16 protein-coding genes are annotated in these 25,245 nt (G+C 75.1%); 13 read left to right on the top strand and 3 right to left on the bottom strand.

Annotated elements, in window-relative coordinates; translation table 11 throughout:
- The 7 genes from AWW66_RS15125 to AWW66_RS15095 form a co-directional block, all read left to right on the top strand.
- A partial coding sequence (locus AWW66_RS15125) for a beta-ketoacyl reductase (protein ID WP_157527475.1) occupies positions 1-1,278 on the top strand: 1,278 nt, incomplete at its 5' end.
- 34 nt (positions 1,279-1,312) lie between these two features.
- Positions 1,313-6,751, top strand: coding sequence for an SDR family NAD(P)-dependent oxidoreductase (locus AWW66_RS35990; protein ID WP_067365987.1), 5,439 nt, complete (start codon positions 1,313-1,315; stop codon positions 6,749-6,751).
- A gap of 55 nt (positions 6,752-6,806) precedes the next feature.
- Positions 6,807-8,111 carry a cytochrome P450 family protein gene (locus AWW66_RS15115; protein WP_067365984.1) on the top strand — a complete coding sequence of 435 codons (1,305 nt, stop codon included), beginning with the start codon at positions 6,807-6,809 and terminating at the stop codon, positions 8,109-8,111.
- Positions 8,099-9,400, top strand: a complete 1,302-nt coding sequence (locus AWW66_RS15110) for an activator-dependent family glycosyltransferase (protein ID WP_067365981.1) — start codon at positions 8,099-8,101, stop codon at positions 9,398-9,400. Before AWW66_RS15115 ends, AWW66_RS15110 begins: the two co-directional genes overlap by 13 nt.
- A gap of 17 nt (positions 9,401-9,417) precedes the next feature.
- A complete protein-coding gene (locus AWW66_RS15105) occupies positions 9,418-10,134 on the top strand; it encodes a class I SAM-dependent methyltransferase (RefSeq protein ID WP_157527474.1) in 717 nt (238 codons plus the stop codon).
- 126 nt (positions 10,135-10,260) lie between these two features.
- A complete protein-coding gene (gene ccrA, locus AWW66_RS15100; RefSeq protein ID WP_067366003.1) occupies positions 10,261-11,601 on the top strand; it encodes a crotonyl-CoA carboxylase/reductase in 1,341 nt (446 codons plus the stop codon).
- Between the two features lie 288 nt (positions 11,602-11,889).
- On the top strand, positions 11,890-13,902 hold the full coding sequence (locus AWW66_RS15095; RefSeq protein ID WP_067365977.1) for a helix-turn-helix domain-containing protein: 2,013 nt from the start codon (positions 11,890-11,892) through the stop codon (positions 13,900-13,902).
- Here AWW66_RS15095 and AWW66_RS15090 read toward each other — a convergent pair.
- Positions 13,847-15,064, bottom strand: a complete 1,218-nt coding sequence (locus tag AWW66_RS15090) for an IS701 family transposase (protein ID WP_083978509.1) — start codon at positions 15,062-15,064, stop codon at positions 13,847-13,849. The two genes, AWW66_RS15095 and AWW66_RS15090, sit on opposite strands and share 56 nt — an antisense overlap.
- A gap of 442 nt (positions 15,065-15,506) precedes the next feature.
- On the opposite strand from AWW66_RS15090, the gene hflX reads away from it, so the two are divergent.
- The 4 genes from hflX to erm all read left to right on the top strand — a co-directional run bounded on the left by hflX (position 15,507) and on the right by erm (position 20,760).
- Positions 15,507-16,907, top strand: a complete 1,401-nt coding sequence (gene hflX / locus AWW66_RS15085) for a GTPase HflX (RefSeq protein ID WP_211271953.1) — start codon at positions 15,507-15,509, stop codon at positions 16,905-16,907.
- 59 nt (positions 16,908-16,966) lie between these two features.
- The gene (locus AWW66_RS15080; protein ID WP_067365970.1) at positions 16,967-18,196 is read left to right on the top strand and encodes a dTDP-4-dehydro-6-deoxyglucose aminotransferase; all 1,230 of its coding nucleotides are present in this window, start codon (positions 16,967-16,969) and stop codon (positions 18,194-18,196) included.
- A gap of 34 nt (positions 18,197-18,230) precedes the next feature.
- Positions 18,231-19,673, top strand: coding sequence for a dTDP-4-amino-4,6-dideoxy-D-glucose ammonia-lyase (desII, locus tag AWW66_RS15075; protein WP_067365967.1), 1,443 nt, complete (start codon positions 18,231-18,233; stop codon positions 19,671-19,673).
- Between the two features lie 253 nt (positions 19,674-19,926).
- Positions 19,927-20,760: a 23S ribosomal RNA methyltransferase Erm gene (erm, locus tag AWW66_RS15070; protein WP_067365964.1), complete on the top strand. Its 834-nt coding sequence runs from the start codon at positions 19,927-19,929 to the stop codon at positions 20,758-20,760.
- Positions 20,761-20,806: 46 nt separating this feature from the next.
- Here erm and rfbB read toward each other — a convergent pair whose 3' ends face one another.
- Together rfbB and rfbA are read right to left on the bottom strand one after the other, a co-directional pair.
- On the bottom strand, positions 20,807-21,796 hold the full coding sequence (rfbB, locus tag AWW66_RS15065; protein ID WP_067365998.1) for a dTDP-glucose 4,6-dehydratase: 990 nt from the start codon (positions 21,794-21,796) through the stop codon (positions 20,807-20,809).
- A 124-nt stretch (positions 21,797-21,920) separates the two neighbouring features.
- Positions 21,921-22,805 (bottom strand): glucose-1-phosphate thymidylyltransferase RfbA, encoded by an 885-nt coding sequence (rfbA, locus tag AWW66_RS15060; protein WP_067365962.1) that lies wholly within the window; start codon positions 22,803-22,805, stop codon positions 21,921-21,923.
- Positions 22,806-23,050: 245 nt separating this feature from the next.
- On the opposite strand from rfbA, the gene AWW66_RS15055 reads away from it, so the two are divergent.
- Together AWW66_RS15055 and AWW66_RS15050 are read left to right on the top strand one after the other, a co-directional pair.
- The gene (locus AWW66_RS15055; RefSeq protein ID WP_067365960.1) at positions 23,051-24,385 is read left to right on the top strand and encodes a sensor histidine kinase; all 1,335 of its coding nucleotides are present in this window, start codon (positions 23,051-23,053) and stop codon (positions 24,383-24,385) included.
- Entirely contained in the window at positions 24,382-25,065 is a 684-nt protein-coding gene (locus AWW66_RS15050) for a response regulator (protein WP_067365996.1), read from the top strand. The genes AWW66_RS15055 and AWW66_RS15050 overlap by 4 nt, the downstream gene beginning before the upstream one ends.
- The last annotated feature ends 180 nt before the right edge of the window (positions 25,066-25,245 follow it).

Below are 25,245 nucleotides of genomic sequence, written 5' to 3'. Positions count from 1 at the left end.
GGCGCGCTCGGCGCGCACGTGGCCCGCCGGCTGGCCGCCGAGGGGGCCGCGCACCTCGTGCTGACCAGCCGGCGCGGGGCGGACGCCCCGGGCGCGGCCGACCTGGCCGGGGAGCTGCGCGCGCTGGGCGTCGAGGTGACCGTGGCCGCCTGCGACGTCGCCGACCGGGCCGCCGTGGCGGACCTGCTCGCCGGCCTGCCCGCCGACCCGCCGCTGACCGCGGTCTTCCACACGGCGGGCGTCGCGCACTCGGTGCCGATCGGCGAGACCGGTCTGCCCGAGGTCGCCGAGGTCTTCGCCGGGAAGGTCGCCGGGGCCCGGCACCTCGACGAGCTGACCCGGGGGTACGACCTGGACGCCTTCGTCCTGTACTCCTCGAACGCGGGCGTGTGGGGCAGCAGCGGGCAGAGCGCGTACGGGGCGGCCAACGCGGCCCTGGACGCGCTCGCCGAACGGCGTCGCGCCGAGGGCCACGTCGCCACCTCTGTCGCCTGGGGTCTGTGGGGCGCGGGCGGCATGGGCGACGGCGGTGCCGAGGACTACCTCAGCCGCCGGGGCCTGCGGCCGATGTCGCCGGAGCGGGGCGTGGACGCCCTGCTGGCGGCCCTGGACCGGGACGAGACCTTCGTCGCCGTCGCCGACGTGGACTGGGCCCTGTTCACCGCCGGGTTCACCGCGTTCCGGCCCAGTCCGCTGATCGGTGACCTGCCGGAGGTCGGGGCCGCGCTGGCCGACGCCGCGCCGCCGGAGGCGACGTCCGCCGACGGCGACCTGGCGCAGCGGCTCGCCGTGGCGGCCCCGCCGGAACGCCACCGGATCCTGCTCGACCTGGTCCGCCGGCACGTCGCCGCCGTCCTCGGGCACCCCGGCCCGGAGCACGTCGGCCCGGACGCCGCGTTCCGGGAGATCGGCTTCGACTCGCTGACCGCCGTCGACCTGGCCAAGCGGCTCAAGGCGGCGGTCGGCGTGCCGCTGCCGGCGACGCTGGTCTTCGACCACCCCACCGCGACGGCGGTCGCCGGGCACCTGGACGGGCTGGTGGCGCCCGCGCCGACCGGCGACGACCCCGGCGAGGCCGAGGTCCGGCGGGCGCTGGCCACCCTGCCGCTGGCCCGACTGCGCGAGGCCGGGCTGCTGGACGGCCTGCTCGCGCTGGCCGGGCTGCGCGACGACGCGGTGCCGGCCCCGCCGGGCCCGGTCACCGACGACATCGACGAGATCGACGACCTCGACCCGGAGGAACTGGTGCGGATGGCGCTGGACAGCGCCGACTCCTGACCCGCCCGCCCCCTTCCCCCAAGGAGCCCCACCCATGGCCATGTCCCCCGACAAGGTGCTCGAGGCGCTGCGGACCTCCGTCAAGGAGACCGAGCGGCTGCGCCGACAGCACCGGGAACTGCTCGCCACCCTCCACGAGCCCGTCGCCGTCGTGGGGATGGCCTGCCGCTACCCGGGCGGGGTGGCCTCGCCCGAGGACCTGTGGCGGCTGGTCGAGTCGGGCACCGACGCGATCGGAGACTTCCCCGCCGACCGGGGCTGGGACGTCGACGCGGTGTACGACCCGGACCCGGAGTCGCCGGACACCACCTACTGCCGGCAGGGCGGGTTCCTGGCCGGGGCGGGCGACTTCGACGCCGCCTTCTTCGGCATCTCCCCGCACGAGGCGATGGTGATGGACCCGCAGCAGCGGCTCCTGCTGGAGGTGTCCTGGGAGGCGCTGGAGCGCGCCGGGACGGACCCGCGCAGCCTGCGCGGCTCCCGGACCGGGGTGTACGTCGGCGCCGCCCACCAGGGGTACGCGGCCGACCCCGGGCAGGTGCCCGAGGGGTCGGCGGGCTTCCGGCTGACCGGCAGCGCCGACGCCGTCCTGTCCGGACGGATCTCGTACGTCCTGGGGCTGGAGGGCCCGGCGCTGACCGTCGAGACGGCCTGCTCGTCCTCGCTGGTGGCGGTGCACCTGGCGGTGCAGGCGCTGCGCCGGGGGGAGTGCGGGCTGGCGCTGGCCGGCGGGGTGGCCGTGATGCCGGACCCGGCGGCCTTCGTCGAGTTCTCCCGGCAGCGGGGCCTGGCGGCCGACGGCCGCTGCAAGGCCTTCGGCGCGGGCGCGGACGGCACCGGCTGGGCGGAGGGCGTCGGCGTCCTGGTCCTGCAACGCCTCTCCGACGCGGTGCGGGACGGCCGGTGGGTGCTGGGGCTGATCCGGGGCTCGGCGGTCAACCAGGACGGCGCCAGCAACGGACTGACCGCCCCGAGCGGCCCGGCCCAGCAGCGGGTCATCCGGCAGGCCCTGGCCGACGCCCGGCTCGGCGCCGACCAGGTCGACGCGGTCGAGGCGCACGGCACCGGCACCCGGCTCGGCGACCCGATCGAGGCGCAGGCCCTGCTCGCCACGTACGGCGCCGACCGGGACCCGGACCGGCCGCTCTGGCTCGGCTCGCTGAAGTCGAACATCGGGCACGCCCAGGCGGCGGCGGGTGTCGGCGGACTGATCAAGATGCTGATGGCGATGCGCGCCGGGACCGTCCCGCCCACCCTGCACGCCGACGAGCCGACCCCGCTGGTCGACTGGTCCGCCGGGGCCGTCCGGCTGGTGACCGGGGCGGTGCCCTGGCCGACGGTCTCCGACGCGCCCCGGCGGGCCGCGATCTCCGCGTTCGGGGTCAGCGGCACCAACGCCCACGTGATCGTCGAGCAGCCGCCCGCGCCCCCCACCGACGCCCCGACCCCGCCCGACGGGGCGGCCCCTCCGGCGGCCCTGCCGCTGGTGCCGTGGGTGCTCTCCGCCCGCACCGACGCCGCGCTGCGCGCCCAGGCCGACCGCCTGCGCGCGCACCTGGCGGCGGCCGGCGACCCGGACCCGCTGGACGTCGGGTTCTCCCTGGCCACCACCCGGGCCGCCCTGGCCCACCGGGCGGTGCTGCTGGCCCCCGACGGGGCCGGCCTGCGCCGCGCCCTGGCCGCGCTGGCCGCCGGCGGCACCGCGCCCGGCCTGGTCCGGGACACGGTACGGCGCGACGGCGGGACCGCCTTCCTCTTCACCGGGCAGGGCAGCCAGCGCGTGGGCGCGGCGCGGGAGCTGTACGGGGCCTTCCCCGCCTTCGCCGCCGCCCTGGACCAGCTCGCCGCCGGGCTGGACCGGTACCTCGACCGTCCCCTGCTGCGGGTGCTCTTCGCCGAGCCGGACTCGGCCGACGCCCGGCTGCTGGACGGCACCCGGTACGCCCAGGCCGCCCTCTTCGCCGTCGAGGTGGCGCTGTTCCGGCTGCTCGACGGCTGGGGGGTGCGCCCCGACGTGCTGCTCGGCCACTCGGTGGGCGAACTGGCCGCCGCCCACGTGGCCGGGGTGCTCGCCGTCGACGACGCGTGCGCGCTGGTCGCGGCGCGCGGACGGCTGATGGGCGAGCTGCCGCCGGGCGGCGCGATGGTGGCGGTCCGGGCCACCGAGGAGGAGGTCGCGCCGCTGCTGGCCGGGCACGGGGACCGGGCCGCCGTGGCGGCGGTCAACGGCCCCCGGGCGGTCGTCCTCTCCGGCGACGAGGAGATCGTGCTGGCCGTCGCCGAGCGCTGCGCCGCCCTCGGCCACAAGACGAAGCGCCTCACCGTCAGCCACGCGTTCCACTCGCCCCGGATGGACCCGATGCTGGAGCCGTTCCGGCAGGTGGCGCGCGGCCTCACCTACCACCCCCCACGCATTCCGGTGGTGTCGAACGTGACCGGTCGGCTCGCCACCGCGCAGGAGCTGTGCGACCCCGAGTACTGGGTCCGGCACGTCCGCCGGCCCGTCCGGTTCCGCGACGGGGTGCACGCCGCCCGCGACCGGGGCGTCACCACCTTCGTCGAACTCGGCCCCGACGGGGTGCTGTGCGCGCTGGCCGAGGAGAGCCTCACCGCCGCCGCCACTGACACCGCCGTCGCCGGCACCGGCTCGGGCTCCGGGCGGGAGCCGGTGCTGGTGCCGCTGCTGCGCCCCGGCCGGCCGGAGGCGGTCACCCTGCTGACCGCGCTCGCCACCGCGTACGCGGGCGGCACCGGGCTGGACTGGTCCCGGTTCTTCGCCGGCACCGGCGCCCGCCGGGTCGAACTGCCCACGTACGCCTTCCAGCACCGGCGGTACTGGGTGGCGCCGCCCGCCCCGCCGGCCCCGCGCGCCGACGACTGGCGGTACCGGATCGACTGGCGGCCCCTGCCGGCGCCGACCGCCGGGGCCGCGTCGCCGGGCGGGCACTGGATCCTTCTGGCGCCCACCCACCCGGGCCGCCCGTCGCTGCCCGGCGCGGCCGGGGCCGCCCTGCGGCGCGCCGGGGCCACGGTGACCCCGGTGACCGTGGACGCCGCCGACGTCGACCGGGACACCCTCGCCGCGCTGCTGGCCGACGCCGCCGCCGGCACCCGTCCGGACGGGGTGCTCTCCCTGCTGGGCGACGACGACCGGCCGCATCCCCGGTTCGCCGCGGTGCCCAGCGGGGTGCTGGCGACCCTGTTCCTCACCCAGGCCCTGGCCGACGGGGCGGCGTCCGCGCCGCTGTGGTGCGTGACCCGGCAGGCGGTCGCCGTCACGACCGGCGAGGGTCCGTCCGTCGCCGGGGCCCAGCTCTGGGGCTTCGGCCGGGTCGCCGCGCTGGAACTGCCCCGGGTCTGGGGTGGCCTGGTGGACCTGCCGGCCGAGCCGGACGACCGGGACTGGGACCGGCTCCGGGCCGCCCTGACCGGCGCGGAGGACCAGGTCGCGGTCCGGGCCGGCGCCGGGTACGCCCGCCGACTGGTCCCCGCCCCGCCGCCGGCGGCCGGGCGGTCCTGGCGTCCGCGCGGCACGGTGCTGGTGACCGGCGGCACCGGGGCGCTCGGCGCGCACACCGCCCGCTGGCTGGCCCGCGCCGGGGCGGCGCACCTCGTGCTCACCAGCCGCCGGGGCGACGACGCCCCCGGCGCCGCCGCGTTGCGGGCGGAGCTGACCGCGCTCGGCGCCTCGGTGACCGTGGTCGCCTGCGACGTCGCCGACCGGGCGGCCGTGGCCGACCTGCTCGCCGGCCTGCCCGCCGACGCGCCGCTGACGGCGGTCTTCCACGCGGCGGGCGTGCCGCAGGTGTCGCCGTTGCGCGAGACCAGCGCGGAGTCGTTCGCCGAGGTCTGCGCCGGCAAGGTCGCCGGGGCGGTGCACCTGCACGAGCTGACCGGTGACCTGGACGCCTTCGTCACCTTCGCCTCCGCCGCCGGGGTGTGGGGCAGCGGCGGGCAGTGCGGGTACGCGGCGGCCAACGCCGCCCTCGACGCGCTCGCCGCGCGCCGCCGCGCCGCCGGGCTGCCCGCCACCTCCGTCGCCTGGGGCGTCTGGGGTGGGGCCGGCATGGGCGAGGGCGCGGGGGAGGAGTACCTGCGCCGGCGGGGCGTGCGCGCGATGGCCCCGGAGGCCGCGCTCACCGCCCTCGGGCGGATCCTGGACGCCGACGAGACCGGGGTGACCGTCTCCGACACGGACTGGGCCCGGTTCGCCGCCGGCTTCGCCGCCGCCCGCCCCGCCCCGCTGCTCGCCGACCTGCCGACCGGGGCGTCCGACCCGGACGGGCGGTCCGCCCCGGCCGGGGAGCCCGGCCCGGCCGATCCGGCGCATGCCGACGTGCCGCGACGCCTGCCGGCGACCGCCGACCGGGCCGCCCTGCTCGCCCTGGTCCGCGCCGAGGCGGCCGAGGTGCTGGGGCACGACGGCACCGACGACGTCCCGGCCGACGCGGAGTTCGCCGCCCTCGGCGTCGACTCCCTGGCCGCCGTGCACCTGCGCCGCCGGCTCGCCGCAGCCACCGGGCTGGACCTGCCGGCCCCCGTGGTCTTCGACCACGGCACCCCCGACGCCCTCGCCGCGCACCTGCACCGGCTGCGCACCGACGCGGCCGGCGCAGCGGCCACGCCGGCGGCCGAGAGCGCCCTGGTCGGCATGTACCGGCGGGCGGTCGGCGACGGCCGGGCCGGCGAGGCGGTGACGGTCCTCGGCACCGTCGCCACCTTCCGTCCCCTCTTCAGCAGCCCGGCCGAGTTGAACGGGCGGCACCCGACGCCGGTCCCGCTCGCCACCGGGGCGGGCGGCCCTGCGCTGATCTGCTGCGCCGGCACCGCCGTGGCGTCCGGCCCCCGGGAGTTCACCGCCTTCGCCGCGGCGCTGGCCGGCCGGCGCGACGTCGCCGTGCTGCCGCAGACCGGCTTCCTGCCCGGCGAGCCGCTGCCCGCCCGGCTGGACGCTCTGCTCGACGCCCAGGCCGACGCCGTCCTGGCGTACGCCGCCGGGGGACCGTTCGTCCTGGTCGGCCACTCCGCCGGGGCGAACATGGCGCACGCGCTGGCGCTGCACCTGGAGGCCCGGGGCAGCGGGCCGGTGGCCCTGGTGCTGATGGACATCTACACGCCCGCCGCGCCCGGGGCGATGGGGGTGTGGCGGGAGGAGATGCTGGCCTGGGCCACCGAGCGGTCCGTCCTGCCGGTCGACGACACCCGGCTGACCGCGATGGGCGCGTACCACCGGATGCTCCTGGACTGGACGCCCCGGCCGACCCGGGCACCCGTGCTGCACCTGTACGCCGGCGAGCCGATGGGCGCCTGGCCGGCCGACGCCGGGCCGGACTGGCGCTCGCGCTGGGCCGGCGCGCACACCAGCACCGAGGTGCCCGGCACCCACTTCTCGATGATGACCGAACACGCGGCGGTCACCGCCGCGACCGTGCACACCTGGCTCGACGAGGTGTGCCCGACCCGCGTGCCGTGACCCGTCCGGCCGGCCCGTCCCGGCTGACCGACGACGACAGCAGGAGGAAGCGCAGATGACCACAGTCCCCACCGGTGGAGACCCCGCGACCTGGGCCCGCCGGCTACAACTGACCCGTGCCGCGCAGTGGTTCGCCGGCAACCACGGCGACCCGTACGCGCTGATCCTGCGGGCGGAGACCGACGACCCGACCCCGTACGAGCAGCAGGTGACCGCGCACGGGCCGCTGTTCCGCAGCGACCAGTTGGACACCTGGGTGACCGGGGACGCCGCGCTGGCCGGCGAGGTGCTGACCGACGACCGGTTCGGCTGGCTGACCCGCTCCGGGCACCGCCCCGCCGAGCGGACCCTGCCGCTGGCCGGCACGGCGCTGGACCACGGGCCGGAGACCCGGCGCCGGCTCGACGCGCTCACCGGGCTCGGCGGCCCGGTCCTGCGCACCGATGCCGAGGGGCTGCGCATCCGGGTCGAGAAGAGCACCCTGGCCCTGCTCGACGGGGCCGGGGCCGACGTGGACCTCGCCACCGTGGCCCGGCGGCTGACCGCGTCGGTCCTGGCCGACCTGCTCGGGGTGCCCGCCGGCCGGCAGGGCCGGTTCGAGGAGACCCTGGCCGCCGCCGGCCGGACCCTGGACAGCCGGCTCTGCCCGCAGACCGTGGCGCACGCCCTGGCCACGGTGGCCGCCACCGCCGAACTGGCCGGCCTGCTCGCCGAGGCGTCCGCCGCGACCCAGGGCGAGCCCGGCGTCGGCCCGGCCACCGACGTGCGGGCCGACGACCGGGTGACCGCCGGGCTCGCCCTGGCGGTCGGCACCGCCGAACCGGCGACGACCCTGCTCTGCAACGCGGTCCGGGCGCTGCTGGACCGGCCCGCGCAGTGGGCCCTGCTCTGCGCCGACCCCGACCTGGCCGCCGCCGCCGTCGAGGAGACCCTGCGCTGGTTCCCCCCGGTGCGCCTGGAGAGCCGGGTCGCGCTGGAGGACGTCACCCTCGCCGGGCAACTCGTCCCGGCGGACGGTCACCTGGTCGTGCTGGTCGCCGCCGCGAACCGGGCGTTGCTCGCGGCGGGCGACCCCGACCGGGACGGCTTCGACCTGACCCGCCCGGCGGCCCCGGCGCTCGGGCTCGTCGGGGTGCCGTACCTGGCCGGGGCGGGGGAGCTGATCCGGCTGGTCGTCACGACCGCCCTGCGGGCCCTCGCCGAGGCGGCGCCCACGCTGCGGCCGGCGGGGCCCGGCGTCCGCTGGCGACGCTCGCCCGTCCTGCTCGGCCACGCCCGGCTCCCGGTCACCCGGGCCGGCGGCACCCCCGAGTCCGATGACCGCCCGGCGACGGAAGAGGCCACCCGATGCGAGTCCTGATCACGTCCTTCGCGCACAACACCCACTACTACAGCCTGGTACCGCTGGCCTGGGCGCTGCGCGCCGCCGGTCACGAGGTCCGGGTGGCGAGCCAGCCCTCGCTCACCGACACCATCGTGACGTCCGGGCTGACCGCCGTCCCGGTCGGCGACGACCAGGCGATCATCGACCTGCTCACCGAGGTCGGCGGCGACCTGGTGCCGTACCAGCGGGGCCTGGACTTCACCGAGACCCGGCCCGAGGTGCTGACCTGGGAGTACCTGCTCGGCCAGCAGACCATGCTCACGGCGCTGTGCTTCGCCCCGCTCAACGGCGACTCCACCATGGACGACATGGTCGCGCTGGCCCGGTCCTGGCAGCCGGACCTGGTGCTCTGGGAGCCGTTCACCTACTCCGGGCCGGTCGCGGCCCGGGTGGTCGGGGCGGCGCACGCCCGGCTGCTCTGGGGGCCCGACGTGGTCGGCAACTCCCGGCGGCTGTTCACCGAGGCGCTGGCGGAGCTGCCGGCCGAGCAGCGCGAGGACCCGATGGCCGAGTGGCTGCGCTGGACGCTGCACCGGTACGGCTGCCAGATCGGCGCCGACGAGGTGGAGGACCTGGTCACCGGCGAGTGGACCGTCGACCCCACGCCCGGGAGCACCCGCCTGCCCGTCCCCGGTCGCCGGGTGGCCATGCGGTACGTGCCGTACAACAGCCCCTCGGTGGTGCCCGAGTGGGTGGCCAAGGCCGAGCGGCCCCGGGTCTGCCTGACCCTCGGGGTGTCGAGCCGGGAGACGTACGGCAAGGACGTGGTCTCCTTCCAGGAGCTGCTCGGCGCGCTCGGCGACCTGGACGTGGAGGTCGTGGCGACGCTCAGCGACGCCCAGCGCGACCACCTCGGCGACCTGCCGGACAACGTCCGGATCTGCGACTTCGTGCCGCTGGACGTGCTGCTGCCGAGCTGTGCCGTGATCATCCACCACGGCGGCGCGGGCACCTGGTCGACGGCGACGCTCTACGGCGTCCCGCAGATCATGATCCCGTCGTTGTGGGACGCCCCGCTCAAGGCGCAGCAGGCGGAACGGCTCGGGGCGGGCATCGCCATCCGGCCGGACGAGCTGACCGCCGACTCCCTGCGGGCCGCCGTGGTCCGGGTCCTCGACGACCCGTCGATCACGGCCGCCGCCCGCCGGCAACGCGACGAGCTGCTCGCCGCGCCGTCGCCGGCCGAGGTGGTCCGGATCCTGGAGCGCCTCACCGCAGACCACCGGTCCGGCCGTCCGGCCGGCACGGCCACCGACCACTCGTGAAAGGGCTGACACGATCCATGATGTACGCGGACGCCATCGCCGAGGTCTACGACCTGGTGTACCAGGGGAAGGGCAAGGACTACGCGGCGGAGGCGGAGGAGTTGGCGGCCCTGGCCAGGGCCCGCCGGCCGGGCGCCCGGACGTTGCTGGACGTCGCCTGCGGCACCGGCCTGCACCTGCGGCACCTGGCCGGGCTCTTCGACGACGTGGGCGGCGTCGAGCTGGCCCCGGACATGCTGAGCATCGCCCAGCAGCGCAACCCCGGCGCGGCGCTGCACCTCGGTGACATGCGCACCTTTGACCTGGGGCACCGCTACGACGTCATCACCTGCATGTTCAGCTCGGTGGGCCACCTGGAGACCACGGCCGAGCTGGACGCGACGCTGGCCCGCTTCGCCGCGCACCTGTCCCCCGGGGGTGTGGCGATCGTCGAGCCGTGGTGGTTCCCGGAGACGTTCACGCCCGGGTACGTGGGCGCGAGCCTGCTGGAGGTCGACGGCCGTACCATCTCCCGGGTCTCCCACTCGGTGCGCGAGGGCGGCGCCACCCGGATCACCGTGCACTACCTGGTGGCCAGCGCCGACGGTGGGATCCGGCACTTCGACGAGAGTCACCTGATCACCCTCTTCGAGCGGGCCGACTACGAGCGCGCCTTCGCGCGGGCCGGCTTCACCACGGAGTACCTGACGCCCGGCCCGTCCGGCCGGGGGCTCTTCGTCGGCGTCCACCGCTGACCGCCCGGCCCGGCCCGGCAGCCCCGGGCCGGGCCCCGGCGTCCGGCCCCCGGACGCCGGGACGTGACCTGACCCCGACCCGCCCCACCCGACTCCTGGGAGACACCGGTGCCAGACACCCCCGAACTGAACCGCATCCTCGACGCGATCCTCGCCCCGGAGCCGGACGCGCGGGAGCTGGCCGCCCTGCCGTTGCCGCCCTCGTACCGGGCGGTGACCGTGCACAAGGACGAGACGGAGATGTTCGCGGGCCTCTCCCGCCGGGAGAAGGACCCGCGCAAGTCGCTGCACGTCGAGGAGGTGCCCGTCCCCGAACTCGGCCCGGGGGAGGCCCTCGTCGCGGTGCTGGCCAGCTCGGTCAACTACAACACCGTCTGGTCGTCGATCTTCGAGCCGTTGGCCACCTTCGGCTTCCTGGAGCGGTACGGCCGTCTGTCCGGGCTGGCCCGGCGACACGACCTGCCGTACCACGTCCTCGGCTCGGACCTGGCCGGCGTGGTGCTGCGCACCGGGCCGGGGGTGAACCGCTGGCGGCCGGGCGACGAGGTCGTCGCGCACTGCCTGTCGGTGGAGCTGGAGTCCGCCGAGGGCCACGGCGACACCATGCTCGACCCGGAGCAGCGCATCTGGGGCTTCGAGACCAACTTCGGCGGGCTCGCCGAGATCGCGCTGGTCAAGGCGAACCAGCTGATGCCCAAGCCGGCCCACCTGACCTGGGAGGAGGCCGCCTCGCTGGGGCTGGTCAACTCCACCGCCTACCGGCAGCTCGTCTCCGGCAACGGGGCCCGGATGAAGCAGGGCGACAACGTTCTCATCTGGGGTGCCACCGGCGGCCTCGGCGCGCACGCCACCCAGCTCGCGCTGGCCGGCGGGGCGAACCCGGTCTGCGTGGTCTCCAGTCCGCAGAAGGCCGAGATCTGCCGCCGGATGGGGGCCGAGGCCATCATCGACCGGGTCGCCGAGGACTACCGCTTCTGGTCGGACGAGCACACCCAGAACCCCCGGGAGTGGAAGCGTTTCGGCCGGCAGATCCGGGAGCTGACCGGCGGCGAGGACGTCGACATCGTCTTCGAGCACCCCGGCCGGGAGACCTTCGGCGCCTCGGTCTACGTCACCCGCAAGGGCGGCACCGTGGTCACCTGCGCCTCGACGAGTGGCTTCGAGCACGTCTACGACAACCGGTACCTGTGGATGTCCCTGAAGCGGATCATCGGTACCCACTTCGCCAACTACCGGGAGGCGTGGGAGGCCAACCGGCTGGTCGTGAAGGGGAAGATCCACCCGACGCTGTCCCGCTGCTACCCGATGGAGGAGGTCGGCCAGGCGGTGTACGACGTACACCACAACCTCCATCAGGGCAAGGTGGGTGTCCTGACGCTCGCGCCGCGGTCCGGGCTCGGGGTGCGCGACGCCGAGCTGCGGGAGCGCCACGTACACGCGATCAACCGGTTTCGCGTGCCGGAGTGAAAAACCTCTCCCGACGGCCGGGGGACAAATAGGGGCGTCGGGGGTGTCCGCGACCTCGCACGGGCCGGGCCCGGTCGGTCGACCCGACCGGCACCGGCGGCGAAACTCCAGCTCAGCGTGGGTGCGGCGGGTCGGGCGGGGTGGTCCGTACGCGCCGGAGAGTCCTCAAGGGATTGTCCGGGATCGGCTGCGATCGGCCGGCTACGCTAGGTGTATCGATGGCGGTGAACGGAGACTCCCGGATCCTGACCCATGTCCGTAGGCGTTGTGTGCGAGGTGGTGGGACGCATGACTGGCCCCGGCTCTCCGTCGCGAGACCACGAACTTCAGTTCTTCGAGCTCCTGGCCCGGGAGGCGCCCGTCCTGCGGTACGAGGAAGTGGTGCAGCAGGCGCAGCGCGACGGGGTGGACCGGGCCGCGCTCGACCGGGTCGAGACGGCCAAGCGGCTCGCCCTGGAGCTGCGGGAGACCGTCGGTCGGCGGTGCCGGCGCGGCGCCGAGCTCGCCGCCCTCGTCGACACCGCCCGGGACCTCGCCGGGGCCTCGAACCTGGAGGCCGGGCTGCACCTGGTCGTCCGCCGGGCCCAACTGCTGCTCACCATCGACGTGGCGTTCGTCAGTCTGGTCGACGAGGTGACCGGGGACTCCTACGTCGCCTCGGCCGTCGGCGCGGCCACCACGCTGAACGACGGCTTCCGGCTGCCCCGCCGGCACGGCCTGCTCGTCCCCGCCGGGGACGGCGAGCCGATCTCCTGGACGGCCGACCACCTCGCCGACGAGCGCCTCGAACACCACCCGGTCACCGACGGTTTGATCCGCGCGGAGGGGCTGCGCGCCGTCCTGTCGGTGGCCCTGTGCGTCAACGGCCGGCACCTCGGGGACCTGCACGTCGGCCACCGGCAGATCCGGCACTTCGCCCCGGACGAGGTGGCCGCCCTGCGCCTGCTCGCCGACCTCGCGGCGACCGCCGTGGACCGGATCAGCGTGCTCTGCGACACGTGGGCCGACCTCAAGCAGGCCCAGCAGGAGGCCGCCCAGGCCCGCGCCGAGCTCAGCGCGGCCCGGGAGGTGGGCGGCCTGCAACCGGAACTGGTCCAGCTCGTCCTCGACGGCGGCGGACTGGACGACCTGGCCGCCAGCGCGGTACGCCGGCTGGGCGGGGCGTTGCAGGTCCGCGACCGGGCCGGTGCCGCGCTGGCCGTGGTCGGTGACCTCCCGGCGCCCGACGAGCGGGAACTGGCCCGCGCCCGGCTCGGCGCCCACACCACCGGCCGGCCCGCCCGGCTGAGCACCGGCTCCTGGGTGGTGCCGGTGGCCGCCCGCGCCGACGACCTCGGCTGTGTGCTGTTCCACCCCGACGAGACGTTCGACGCCGAGCGGGTGGCGACCCTGCCGGCCGTCGCCCAGTCCGTCGCGCTGCTGCTGACCCAGACCGTCGGAGTCCGGGGCCGGTCGGGCGACCGGCTCCTGGAGGACCTGCTCGGCCCCTGGCCGGAGCTGGACCGGGGCGGCAAACGCGGGCGGCGGGCCCCGGTCGACCTGGACCGGCCGTACGTGGTGGTGGTCGCCCGACCCGAGGGCACCGCCCCGCCCGGCGTGGTCGAACGGGCGGTCTGCGTCGCGCACGGGCTGGACGGCATGAAGGCGATGCGCGACGGCCACGCGGTGCTGCTGCTGCCCGGGGACGACCCGGGAGCCCGGGCCCGGGACGTCTCCCGCGAACTGGGTGGGCTGCTCGGCCTGCCGGTCACCGCCGGCGGGGCCGGCCCGGTGCGGACCGCCGACGCGGTCAGCGGCACCTACCAGGAGGCGGCCCGGTGCGTCGACGCCCTGGTCGCGCTGGACGCGACGGGGCGGGCGGCCTGCTCACGGGACCTGGGCTTCCTCGGGCTGCTGGTGGCCGACGGCCACGACGTCCCGGGCTTCGTCGACCGGGTCCTCGGGCCGGTGCTCAACTACGACGCCCGGCGGCTGGCGAACCTCGCCGAGACGCTGGAGGTCTACTTCGACTCGGGCGGCAGCCGGACCCGTGCGGCGGAGATGCTGCACGTCCACCCGAACACCGTCTCCCGACGGCTGGACCGCATCGCCCAGCTCCTCGGCGACGACTGGCAGAAACCGGACCGGGCCCTGGACACGCAGCTCGCCCTGCGCCTGCACCGGGTCCGGGACCTGCTCTGCGCGGAACGCGACGACCCGGCCCCGGCCCCGACCCGGTGGGCGGCACCCGAGCCGCCGGACGGGCCTACCGACGCCTGGTGCCCAGCATCCGCAGGGCGTGCGCCACGGACGCGAGGGTGACGTGCCGGTGCCAGCCCGGGTACGACCGGCCCTCGAAGTCCTGCATGCCGACGTCGAGGCTGATGTAGGAGAAGTCGGCCTCGACCCGGCGGGTGAGCCGGCTCAGCCGCAGCAGCGGGCCGTACCCGGCGCCGGTCATGTTGGTCAGCCACACCTGCCGCACCCCGCGCTCGTACGTCTGCCACTTGCCGAGCAGCGTCAGCGGTAGCCCGAGGGCGGCGGTCCGGGTCGACCCGGTGGCGGACCCGGCGTACGGGCCGCTCGGGCGGGCGTCGGGCGTGCTCGGCCAGTACACCTGCAAGGGCGCCACCAGGCTGGTGCGCCGGGCGCCGGGGCTGGCCGGGTCGATCCACTCCACCGGGCGGCGCTGGGCCCGCGCCAGGCCGAGCAGGTGTTCGGCGGAGGCCGCCGAGACCCGGTTCTCGCCCTGGCCGGCCCCGGCGGCCAGCAGGGTGCAGCCCCCGCTGACCCGCAGCAGGAACGGCAGCCCCGCCGCGGTGAACGCCTCCACCAGCGGGGGCAGCGCCGAGTACCGGGCGTCCATCACCACCGGACGCGGCTCGATGCCCCAGGCCGCGGCCTTCAGCACCGCCTGGACCGCGGCACCGTCGCCGGTCGTGCCGTCCTCGTCCTCGGGGACGGTGGCGCGGGTCCGCGTCCGGTTGTCCTGGAGCCACCCCTTGCCGATGGACAGTTGCCAGTTGACCGGCGCGGCGGCCGTCTCCGAGGCCAGCCAGAGCCCGTAGCTCTGCTGGCTGTTCACCGTCTCGCCGAGCGCCGGCACGTACCGGCGCTCCACCCCGACCGAGTGCCGGCCGGTCTTCGGCACCAGCATCGACCGCACCACCCAGGCCCGGGGCGACAGCAGCCGGTCCAGGTGGCGGGCGAGGGAGGCGCGCACGACCGTCCAGTCCCAGGTGGAGCAACTGATGAAGTGGTGCAGGCTCTGCGCCGCCGCCGGATCGTCGGTGCTGGTGGCCAGGTTGCGCATGGTCTTGCGGCCGGGTGAGGTCAGCAGGCCCCGGACGTACAGCTCGCCCTTGCGCCGCTGGTCGGCCCGGGGCAGCGAGGCCAGCAGGGTGCCGCACGCCCTGGACACCGTGTCCAGATCGGCCCGTCGCGGTCGGCTCGTCTCCCGGACGTCGAGCATCGGCAGCGTCACTCTCCTCCGGTTGCTGGCGGGACGATGTGCTGATCACGGCCAGGGCCCGACCCTCGTCCCACGATGGCCCGGTGGGCCCCGCGTTGCCCAGGTGCGTCGGCACCACACTTGGCCGCCGACGGTGGTTGCGCACCCACCGTAGCTGGCTGGGTAGCCGAACGTGTCGGCCTGTTGCGGTCCCGGCACCCGGTGACGCCACCACACCTCACGGCCAGGACCGCAGCGAAATGTGTGACCGGCGAACCTCGCATCCCGCGCCACTCTCCGGAAACCTTCTAGGAGATCGGCCATCGTCGTGATGTGCGGCAGGTGCCGGTTCCGCTCCCGGGTTTCCCAGCCCCGTCCGGTCCCACCCGCGACCCGTCGCCCCACCGACCCGCTAAGGACCCCGATGACCTCCGCAGCGCACCACCCCCGGTACTCGGCGAGGGCTGACGCCCTGATGGACGACGCCGACGTCCGGCCGGGCGCCGAGGACGTCGACGGCGCGCAGCTCGACCGGGACGACCGGGCCGCGCTGCGGCGGGTCGCCGGCCTGTCCACCGAGACGACCGACGTCACCGAGGTCGAGTACCGGCAGGTCCGGCTGGAACGGGTGATCCTGGTCGGCGTCTGGACCGCCGGCACGGTCGACGAGGCCGAACGGTCCCTGGCCGAGCTGGCGGCGCTGGCCGAGACGGCGGGGGCGATGGTGCTCGACGGGGTGATCCAGCGCCGTGACCGGCCCGACCCGGCGACCTACCTCGGCTCCGGCAAGGCCCGGGAACTGCGGGACCTCGTCCGGGCGGCCGGCGCCGACACGGTGGTGTGCGACGGTGAACTCAGCCCCGCCCAGTTGGTACGCCTGGAGCAGGTCGTCGACGCCAAGGTGGTGGACCGCACCGCGCTGATCCTCGACGTCTTCGCCCAGCACGCCACGTCCCGCGAGGGCAAGGCGCAGGTGGCCCTGGCCCAGATGCAGTACATGCTGCCCCGGCTGCGGGGCTGGGGCCAGTCGCTCTCCCGGCAGATGGGCGGCGGGGGCGGCGGTGGTGGCATGGCCACCCGGGGACCCGGCGAGACCAAGATCGAAACCGACCGGCGGCGGATCCACGAGAAGATGGCCCGGCTCCGCCGGGAGATCGCCGAGATGCGGACCGGCCGGGAGCTCAAGCGCCAGGAGCGACGGCGCAGCAGCATCCCGTCGGTGGCCATCGCCGGCTACACCAATGCCGGGAAGTCCTCGCTGCTCAACCGGCTCACCGGGGCCGGCGTCCTGGTGCAGAACGCGCTCTTCGCCACCCTCGACCCGACCGTCCGCCGGGCCACCACCCCGGCCGGGCGGGCGTACACCATCACCGACACCGTCGGGTTCGTCCGCCACCTGCCGCACCACCTGGTGGAGGCGTTCCGCTCCACCCTGGAGGAGGTGGCCGAGGCCGACCTGCTGCTGCACGTCGTGGACGGCTCACACCCCGCGCCGCTGGAGCAGCTCGCCGCGGTCCGCGCGGTCATCCGGGACGTCGACGCGGGCGACGTGCCGGAGCTCGTGGTGGTCAACAAGGCCGACGCGGCCACCCCGGCGGCCCTGGCCGCGCTGGCGGAGGCCGAGCCCCGGCACGTCGTCGTCTCGGCCCGCACCGGGCAGGGCATCGACACGCTCCGGGAGGCCGTCGGCGCGGCGTTGCCGCATCCCGAGGTGCAGGTCGACGTCCTGATCCCGTACACCGCGGGCGGTCTCGTCGCGCGGATCCACGCCGACGGCGAGGTGCTGGCCGAGGAGCACACCGCCGACGGCACCGTGCTCCGCGCCCGGGTGGCCGCCGACCTGGCCGCCGACCTCGACGGGTACGCCAGGACCTGAGCCGGGCCCGGGACTCCCGGGGCCGGACGCAGCCGTCAACCGCGGAAGGAGGCAGGACCATGAAGCGCGATCTCGGGGACCTGGCGCTCTTCGGAGGGCACGCCAGTTTCCTCCAGCAGATCCACGTGGGGCGGCCCAACCGGATCGAACGGTCGCGGTTGTTCGACCGCCTGTCCTGGGCGCTGGACAACCAGTGGCTGACCAACAACGGGCCGCTGGCGCGGGAGTTCGAGGAGCGGGTGGCCGACCTGGCCGGGGTCCGCAACTGCGTGGCCACCTGCAACGCGACGGTGGCCCTGCAACTGCTCGTGCACGCGGCGGAGCTGACCGGCGAGGTGATCATGCCGTCGCTGACCTTCGCCGCGACCGCGCACGCGGTCCGGTGGCTCGGCCTGGAGCCGGTCTTCTGCGACATCGACCCGCGCACCGGGTGCCTCGACCCGGCGGCGGTGGCCGCCGCCGTGACCCCCCGCACGTCGGGGATCTTCGGCGTCCACCTGTGGGGGCGCCCCTGCGCCGTGGACGCGCTGGAGAAGCTGGCCGCCGACACCGGCCTGCGCCTGTTCTTCGACGCCGCCCACGCGATCGGCTGCACCTCGCAGGGGCGGCCGGTGGGCAGCTTCGGCGACGCGGAGGTGTTCAGCTTCCACGCGACCAAGGTGGTCAACGCCTTCGAGGGCGGGGCGATCGTCACGGACGACGACGACCTGGCCCACCGGATCCGCAGCCTGGCGAACTTCGGCTTCAACCTGCGGACCCCGAGCGCGGCCGGCGGCACCAACGCCAAGATGAGCGAGGCGTCCGCCGCCATGGGGCTCACCTCGCTCGACGCGTTCCCCGAGGTGGCCCGCCACAACCGGGACAACTACGAGCAGTACCGCCGCGAACTGGCCCGGGTGCCCGGCCTCAGCGTGATCGACATCGACCCCGACGAGCGGCACAACTACCAGTACGTGATCATCGAGATCGACGAGGAGATCACCGGGCTCCCCCGGGACCTGCTCGTCGAGCTGCTGCGGGCCGAGAACGTCGTCGCGCAGCGCTACTTCTCCCCGGCGTGCCACCAGATCGAGCCGTACCGGTCCCGGCAGGAGGCGGTGCACCTGCCGCACACCGAGCGCCTCTCGGCGCGGGTCGTGGCGCTGCCGACCGGATCCACCATCTCCCGGGAGGACATCCGCAGGGTGTGCAACATCGTGCGGTTGGCGGCCACCCGGGGATCCGAACTGACCGCCCGGTGGCACCAGCAGTCCGGGGCCGGAGAACAGGGCGTGGTGCCGGCCGGCTGACCGGCCGGGACCGGATGAACGTGTGGGAGGGCCCATGACCGTAGAGATGTCCGCGACGAACTCCGCGATCCCCGGCAGCGATCTGACGGTGGTGGCGCAGGCACTGCACGAGGAGGTGGCGGGCACCGGGCTCGTGCCGCCGGCCGAGACCGGCCCGACCGCCCACCTGCTGGCGGCACTGGCGCGCATCTACGGGAACGCGCCCTTCGTGCCGCTGGAACAGGCGCGCCACGAACTCGGCGTGGACCGGGCCGGCTTCGAGCGGTTGCTGGAGCTGTTCACCCGGATCCCGGCGCTGCGGGCCGCCGTCGAGAACGGCCCGTCGGGCCGCTACTGGACGAACACCGTGCTCGGCCTGGAGAGGGCGGGCGTCTTCGACGCCGTGCTCGCCAGGAAACCGACGTTCCCGCATCTCGTCGGCCTCTACCCGGGGCCGACCTGCATGTTCCGCTGCCACTTCTGCGTGCGGGTCACCGGCGCCCGGTACCAGGCCTCGTCGCTGGCCGGCGGGAACGAGATGTTCGCCTCCGTCATCGACGAGGTTCCCGCCGGCAACCGCGACGCGATGTACGTCTCCGGCGGCCTGGAACCGCTCACCAACCCCGGACTGGGCGCCCTGGTCAGCCGGGCGGCCGGGCGGGGCTTCCGGATCGTCCTCTACACCAACTCCTTCGCGCTGACCGAGCAGAAGCTCAAGGGTGAGCAGGGCCTGTGGGACCTGCACGCCATCCGCACGTCGCTGTACGGGCTGACCGACGAGGAGTACCAGGCCACCACCGGCAAGCAGGGCTCGTTCACCCGGGTCCGGGCCAACCTCGCGCGGTTCCAGCAGTTGCGCGCCGAGCGGGAGGCGCCGATCCGCCTCGGGCTCAGCTACATCGTCCTGCCCGGTCGCGCCGGCCGGCTGAGCGCGCTCGTCGACTTCATCGCCGAGCTCAACGAGGCGGCACCGGACCGCCCGCTGGACTACATCAACCTGCGCGAGGACTACAGTGGCCGGCCGGACGGGAAGCTCTCCCCGGACGAGCGGGCCGAGCTCCAGGACGAGCTGAACCGGTTCCGGGAGAAGGCGGCGCAGCGCACCCCGACGTTGCACGTCGACTACGGCTACGCCCTGCACAGCCTGATGATGGGCACCGACGTGCAACTGGTCCGGATCCGGCCGGAGACCATGCGGCCCACCGCGCACCCCCAGGTGTCGGTGCAGGTGGACCTGCTGGGCGACGTCTACCTCTACCGGGAGGCGGCCTTCCCCGGCCTGGCCGGGGCGGACCGCTACCGCATCGGCACGGTGGGGCCGGACACCACCCTGACCGAGGTGGTGGAGAGCTTCGTGACCAGCGGCGCGACGGTCACTCCGCAGGCGGAGGACGAATACTTCCTGGACGGTTTCGACCAAGCCGTGACCGCGCGGCTGAACCAGATGGAGACCGACATCGCTGACGGGTGGGGGGAACGGCGCGGTTTTCTCCGCTGACGGAGATCGGCCGCGGCGCGCGGGCGACGGAGGTGAAGAAACCGACGGACCCGGCGGTCGGGCCGGGTCCGTGCCCACGTGTTCCGGAGAGTCGGGTATAGTGCCGGGCATGGGTTTTGTGTGGTTCATCAGGTTCCGCCGCGCATAGCGGCGGACTATCGCTCTTCTCAATGAGCTCCGCCGCGCAACGGTTCACCGCCGGTGCGGCATTTCCAGCCGACCGGCTCCGAAACGATAATCGCGGAGCACGCACATGCCTTACCACGAGCACGTCGGACGACACGAGTTCGGCCAGAACTTCCTGGTCGACCGCTCGGTGATCGCCGACCTGACCGATCTCGTCGCCCGGACCGAGGGCCCGATCGTCGAGATCGGAGCCGGCGACGGCGCCCTCACCCTTCCGCTGAGCCGGCAGGGCAGGGACGTGACCGCCGTGGAGATCGACCCCAAACGCGCCAAGCGGTTGAGCCGACAGACCCCGGAGAACGTCACCGTGGTCTGCGCCGACATCCTGCGCTTCCGGTTTCCCCGGCATCCCCACGTGGTCGTCGGGAACATCCCCTTCCACGTCACCACCTCCATCATCCGAACCCTGCTCGCCGCCGACCACTGGCACGCGGCGGTGCTGCTGGTGCAGTGGGAGGTGGCCCGCCGGCGGGCGGGTGTCGGCGGCGCGACGCTGCTGACCGCGAGCTGGTGGCCCTGGTACGACTTCGAGCTGCACTCCCGGGTGCCGGCGCGGGCCTTCCGGCCGGTGCCCTCGGTGGACGGTGGGCTCTTCACGATCGCCCGGCGGGGGACCCCGCTGGTGACCGACCGCAAGGGCTACCAGGACTTCGTCCGGACGGTCTTCACCGGTCGGGGTCACGGCCTCGCGGAGATCATCCAGCGGTCGGGGCGGATCAGCCGGCCCGACCTGCAGGACTGGATGCGGGCCAACCGGGTGGGGCCGAACCTGCTCCCGAAGGACCTCGACGCCCACGAGTGGGCCTCGCTGTGGCAGCTGGCCGGCCCGGCCCGGCCCGGTGGCGCGGGCCGGCCCGCGCCGCGCCGGCCACGCAACCCCGCCTCGACCCGTCGGGTCTGACCGGTGGCGGCGGGGCCGGTGCGTGCCCGGCCCCGCCACCGCCCCGTCAGGTCGTGCCGGGCGGGGTGACCTTCAGCGGCTCCCACCAGTCGCGGTGGGTGCGGTACCACTCGACGGTCTCCGCGAGCCCCTCGGCGAAACCGGTCCGGGGGGCGTATCCGAGCTCCGCCGTGATCTTGGAGATGTCGAGGCAGTAGCGCAGGTCGTGGCCCTTGCGGTCGGGGACCCGACGGACCGCGCTGGCGTCCGCGCCGCAGATGTCGAGCAGCCGGGCGGTCAGCTCGGCGTTGCTCAGCTCCGTGCCGCCGCCGATGTGGTAGACCTCACCCGGCCGGCCCTTCGAGGCGACGAGTTGGATCCCCCGGCAGTGGTCGTCGACGTGCAGCCAGTCCCGGCTGTTGCGCCCGTCGCCGTAGAGCGGCACGGTCAGGCCGTCCAGCAGGTTGGTCGCGAACAGCGGGATGACCTTCTCCGGGTACTGGTACGGGCCGTAGTTGTTGGAGCAGCGGGTCACGCAGACCGGCAGCCCGTGGGTGCGGTGGAAGGCCAACGCCAGATGGTCGGAGGCGGCCTTGGTGGCGGCGTACGGGGAGTTGGGGGAGAGCGGCTGGTCCTCGGCCCAGGCGCCGTGCTCGATCGAGCCGTACACCTCGTCGGTCGACACGTGCACGAACCGGCCGACGCCCGCGCGGACCGCCGCCTCCAACAGCGTGAAGGTGCCCTGCACGTTGGTCCGGACGAACGCCGAGGCGTCCGCTATCGACCGGTCCACGTGCGATTCGGCCGCGAAGTGCACGACCAGGTCGACGTCACGCATCAGGTCGTCGACGACCACCGGGTCACAGATGTCGCCCTGGACGAAGGTGAGGTTCGGGTCGTCGGCCACCGGCGCGAGGTTGGCCGGGTTCCCGGCGTAGGTCAGCTTGTCGAGCACCACCGTCCGGGCGTTCTCCCAGTGGGGGTAGGCACCGGACAGCAGTTCCCGGACGAAGTGCGAGCCGATGAAACCCGCACCGCCGGTCACCAGGATGCGCATGGGGTCACCCTTCTCGGGCCGGGCCGTCGCCCGCCCGGACGTGGACAAGAGCATTCTCCATCCGACGGCACCCGATCCGCCGACGGCGGGCGGGCGGACCGAGCCGGCCGGCTCGGGTCGTGCGTCAGGACAGCGGGGAGGTCGCCTTCCAGTCGAGCAGCCGGAGCAGGTAGTCCCCGTACCCGCTGCGGGTGAGCGGACCGGCGAGGGCCCGCAGCTCGTCGTCGTCGAGGAACCCGGCGCGCCACGCCGTCTCCTCCACGCACCCGATCTTGAAGCCCTGCCGTTCCTCGATCACCCGGACGTACTCCCCGGCCTGGACGAGGCTGGCGAACGTGCCGGTGTCCAGCCAGGCCGTGCCCCGGTCGAGCAGGGTCAGGCTCAGCGTGCCCCGGCGCAGGTACTCCTGGTTCACCGCGCTGATCTCCAGCTCCCCCCGGGCGCTGGGCGTCAACTGCTCGGCGATCGTGACCACGTCGCTGTCGTAGAAGTAGAGCCCCGGCACCACGTAGCGCGATCGTGGCCGGGCCGGCTTCTCCTCGATCGAGAGCACCCGCCCCGCCTCGTCGAACTCCACCACACCGTACGCCGACGGGTCGGCGACCGGGTAGCCGAAGATCTCCCCGCCGGTCGGGTTGGTGTGCCCGGCCAACTTCCGGCCCAGCCCCACCCCGTGGAAGATGTTGTCGCCGAGGATGAGGGCGGCGGGCCCGCCGGCCAGAAACTCCCGGGCGATGAGGAACGCCTGCGCGATACCCTCGGGTCGGGGTTGCACCCCGTACGTCAGGGAAAGGCCCCACTGCTTTCCGTCACCGAGCAGTCGCTGGAACTGCGACTGGTCCTCCGGACTGGTTATCACCATGATTTCGCTGACCCCGGCCATCACCAGGGTGGACAGCGGATAGTAGATCATCGGCTTGTCGAAGACCGGCATGAGTTGTTTCGATACCGCCTGCGTGATAGGCCACAACCGCGATCCCGTGCCACCGGCCAGCAGGATTCCTCGCATCGCCGCAGCATAACAATAGAATTGCTGCCAGTAAATGTGATAAATGCCCACCCGAATATGTCAGTCGTCCGCTCGACGGGCGTCGGCGGGGGCGGTCCGCCGGCCGCTCGGCGCGCCCCGGGCGGGGAGGCCGGCGTGGGGCGCGTCGACGGTGGGCAGAGCCCCGGATCCCCCGCGCCGGTGACCGCCCCGGATTGGTTCTCCGGGACGATGTCCGGCCGCGACCGGCTCCCTACCCTGGCCGGATGAGGGTGATCGACCGGGCCAGCGCCCCCGTCCGGGCCCATCCGACCGTGGCCGACCTGGCGCTCGCGGTCACCGTGTCCGGGCTCAGCCTGGCCGCGGCACCGGGTGGGCTCGGCGCGGCCGACCCGACCATGGTGGGCTGCGTCGCGCTGACGGCGGCGGCGGTCACGGCCCGCCGCCGCCGTCCGCTGCCCGCGCTCGCCGTGGCGCTGCTCGCGGCGACCGTGGAGCGGGCCGTGGTCGGCACCGACAGCTCGCTGGTCGGCGTCCTGATCGCCCTCTACACGGCCTGCGTCCGGACCGACCGGCGGACCGCCCTGCTCAGCGGGACGGTCGCCGCGCTCGTGCTGGCCGGTGGCGCGCTGGTCGAGGGCCGCCCCGGCACGGACCTGTTCGGCCTGGTGATCTGGGCGGCGCTCGGCACGTCGGTCGGGGACGCGGTCCGCAACCGGCGGGCGTACACCGACGCGATGCGGGAGCGTGCCGAGCGGGCCGAACGCACCCGGGAGGAGGAGGCCCGGCGGCGGGTCCTGGCGGAACGGATCCGGATCGCCCGGGACCTGCACGACGCGGTTGCCCACCACATCGCCCTGGTCAACGCCCAGGCCGGGATCGCGGTGCACCTGATGGACCGGCAGCCCGAACTGGCCCGGGAGGCGCTCGGCCACATCCGGGAGACCTCCCGGTCCGCCCTGGACGAACTACGGGCCACCGTCGGGCTGCTGCGGCAGTCCGGTGACCCGGCCGGTCCCCGCGACCCGGTCCCCGGCCTGGCCGACCTGGACGACTTGGTGGCGTCGTTCCGGCACGCCGGGCTGGTGGTGGAGGTGTCCCGGGACGGCGGGCTCGGCGAGCTGCCGCCCCTGGTCGACCTGTCCGCGTACCGGATCGTGCAGGAGGCGCTGACCAACGTCCACAAGCACGCCGGGGTCACCCGGGCCTGGGTCCGGCTCGGCGTCCGGGCCGGGGCCACCCTCGACCTGCTGGTCAGCGACCGGGGCGGTGGTCCCGGCCGACGCGGCCGGGTCGACCGGGACGCCGCGGCGGGCGACGGCGACGGCCCGGGGCACGGCCACGGCCTGATCGGCATGCGGGAACGGGCCGAGGCGGTCGGCGGCACCTTCCGGGCCGGGCCCCGCCCCGGCGGGGGCTTCGAGGTCGCCGTGGAGCTGCCGCTGCCCGGCGACGGCCGGGCCCGGCCGGCCGTACCGGACCCGTCGGCGGGCGGCGGGCGCGGTGCCGGAACCGACCCGGCGAGCGGCCCCGACCCGGCGGTCGGGACCGGCGCGGCGACCGGCGCGGACGTGGCGTGCGGGACGGAGTGGACGCGATGACGATCCGGGTGGTGCTCGCCGACGACCAGGCGCTGCTGCGCGCGACGTTCCGGCTGCTCATCGACGCGACCGAGGGGATGACGGTGGTCGGCGAGGCGGCCGACGGCCGGGAGGCGGTCGACCGTGCCCGGTCCGGCCGGGCCGACGTCGTCCTGATGGACATCCGGATGCCCGGCACCGACGGCCTGTCGGCGACCCGGATGATCAGCGAAGCGGCCGACCTGAGCGGGGTGAAGGTGCTGATCCTCACCACCTTCGAACAGGACGAGTACGTGGTCGAGGCGCTCTGGGCGGGGGCCAGCGGCTTCCTCGGCAAGGGGGTCTCCCCGGAGGAGCTGCTGACCGCGATCCGGGTCGTGGCGGCCGGCGACGCGCTGCTCTCCCCGGTCGCCACCCGGAGCCTGATCGCCCGGTTCCGGGCGCAGCCCCGTGCCCTGCCCGGTCACCACCACGAACGGCTGGCCGACCTGACCCCACGGGAACGGGAGGTGCTGGTGCTGGTCGCGGCCGGGCTGTCCAACGTCGCGATCGCCGACCGGCTCTACCTGAGCCCGCTGACGGTCAAGAGCCATCTCGGCCGGATCATGACGAAGCTCGCCGTCCGGGACCGGGCGCAACTGGTGGTGCTCGCCTACGAGTGCGGGCTGGTCCGGCCGGGGGACGCCGGCCGGGTGGGGTGAGCGGTCCCCGGGCGACTGCTCCTGGGGGAGTAGGCCCGGACCCGGTCGCTGCTCCCTGGGTCGCAGCCCGGAGTGCGGCCGGCAGGCCGACGACCGGAGGCCGCCGGCTGGCCAGACTCGATCGTGGCGGGACCGTGGCCGACCCGGGCGGGCCGGGCACGACGACACCCGCGAGTCCGG

Source organism: Micromonospora rosaria (assembly GCF_001567585.1).
GTDB classification, from domain to species: domain Bacteria; phylum Actinomycetota; class Actinomycetes; order Mycobacteriales; family Micromonosporaceae; genus Micromonospora; species Micromonospora rosaria.
Note: the sequence above shows the minus strand (reverse complement) of the source record. Positions and strands in the feature narration are given on the sequence as shown.

What these genes read in the sequence shown, in the direction of transcription:
- AWW66_RS35990 (WP_067365987.1), top strand. Translation starts at nt 1,313, where the DNA reads ATGGCCATGTCCCCCGACAAGGTGCTCGAGGCGCTGCGGACCTCCGTC.
- AWW66_RS15115 (WP_067365984.1), top strand. Translation starts at nt 6,807, where the DNA reads ATGACCACAGTCCCCACCGGTGGAGACCCCGCGACCTGGGCCCGCCGG.
- AWW66_RS15110 (WP_067365981.1), top strand. Translation starts at nt 8,099, where the DNA reads ATGCGAGTCCTGATCACGTCCTTCGCGCACAACACCCACTACTACAGC.
- AWW66_RS15105 (WP_157527474.1), top strand. Translation starts at nt 9,418, where the DNA reads ATGATGTACGCGGACGCCATCGCCGAGGTCTACGACCTGGTGTACCAG.
- AWW66_RS15095 (WP_067365977.1), top strand. Translation starts at nt 11,890, where the DNA reads ATGACTGGCCCCGGCTCTCCGTCGCGAGACCACGAACTTCAGTTCTTC.
- hflX (WP_211271953.1), top strand. Translation starts at nt 15,507, where the DNA reads ATGGACGACGCCGACGTCCGGCCGGGCGCCGAGGACGTCGACGGCGCG.
- AWW66_RS15080 (WP_067365970.1), top strand. Translation starts at nt 16,967, where the DNA reads ATGAAGCGCGATCTCGGGGACCTGGCGCTCTTCGGAGGGCACGCCAGT.
- desII (WP_067365967.1), top strand. Translation starts at nt 18,231, where the DNA reads ATGACCGTAGAGATGTCCGCGACGAACTCCGCGATCCCCGGCAGCGAT.
- erm (WP_067365964.1), top strand. Translation starts at nt 19,927, where the DNA reads ATGCCTTACCACGAGCACGTCGGACGACACGAGTTCGGCCAGAACTTC.
- rfbB (WP_067365998.1), bottom strand. Translation starts at nt 21,796, where the DNA reads ATGCGCATCCTGGTGACCGGCGGTGCGGGTTTCATCGGCTCGCACTTC.
- rfbA (WP_067365962.1), bottom strand. Translation starts at nt 22,805, where the DNA reads ATGCGAGGAATCCTGCTGGCCGGTGGCACGGGATCGCGGTTGTGGCCT.
- AWW66_RS15055 (WP_067365960.1), top strand. Translation starts at nt 23,051, where the DNA reads ATGAGGGTGATCGACCGGGCCAGCGCCCCCGTCCGGGCCCATCCGACC.
- AWW66_RS15050 (WP_067365996.1), top strand. Translation starts at nt 24,382, where the DNA reads ATGACGATCCGGGTGGTGCTCGCCGACGACCAGGCGCTGCTGCGCGCG.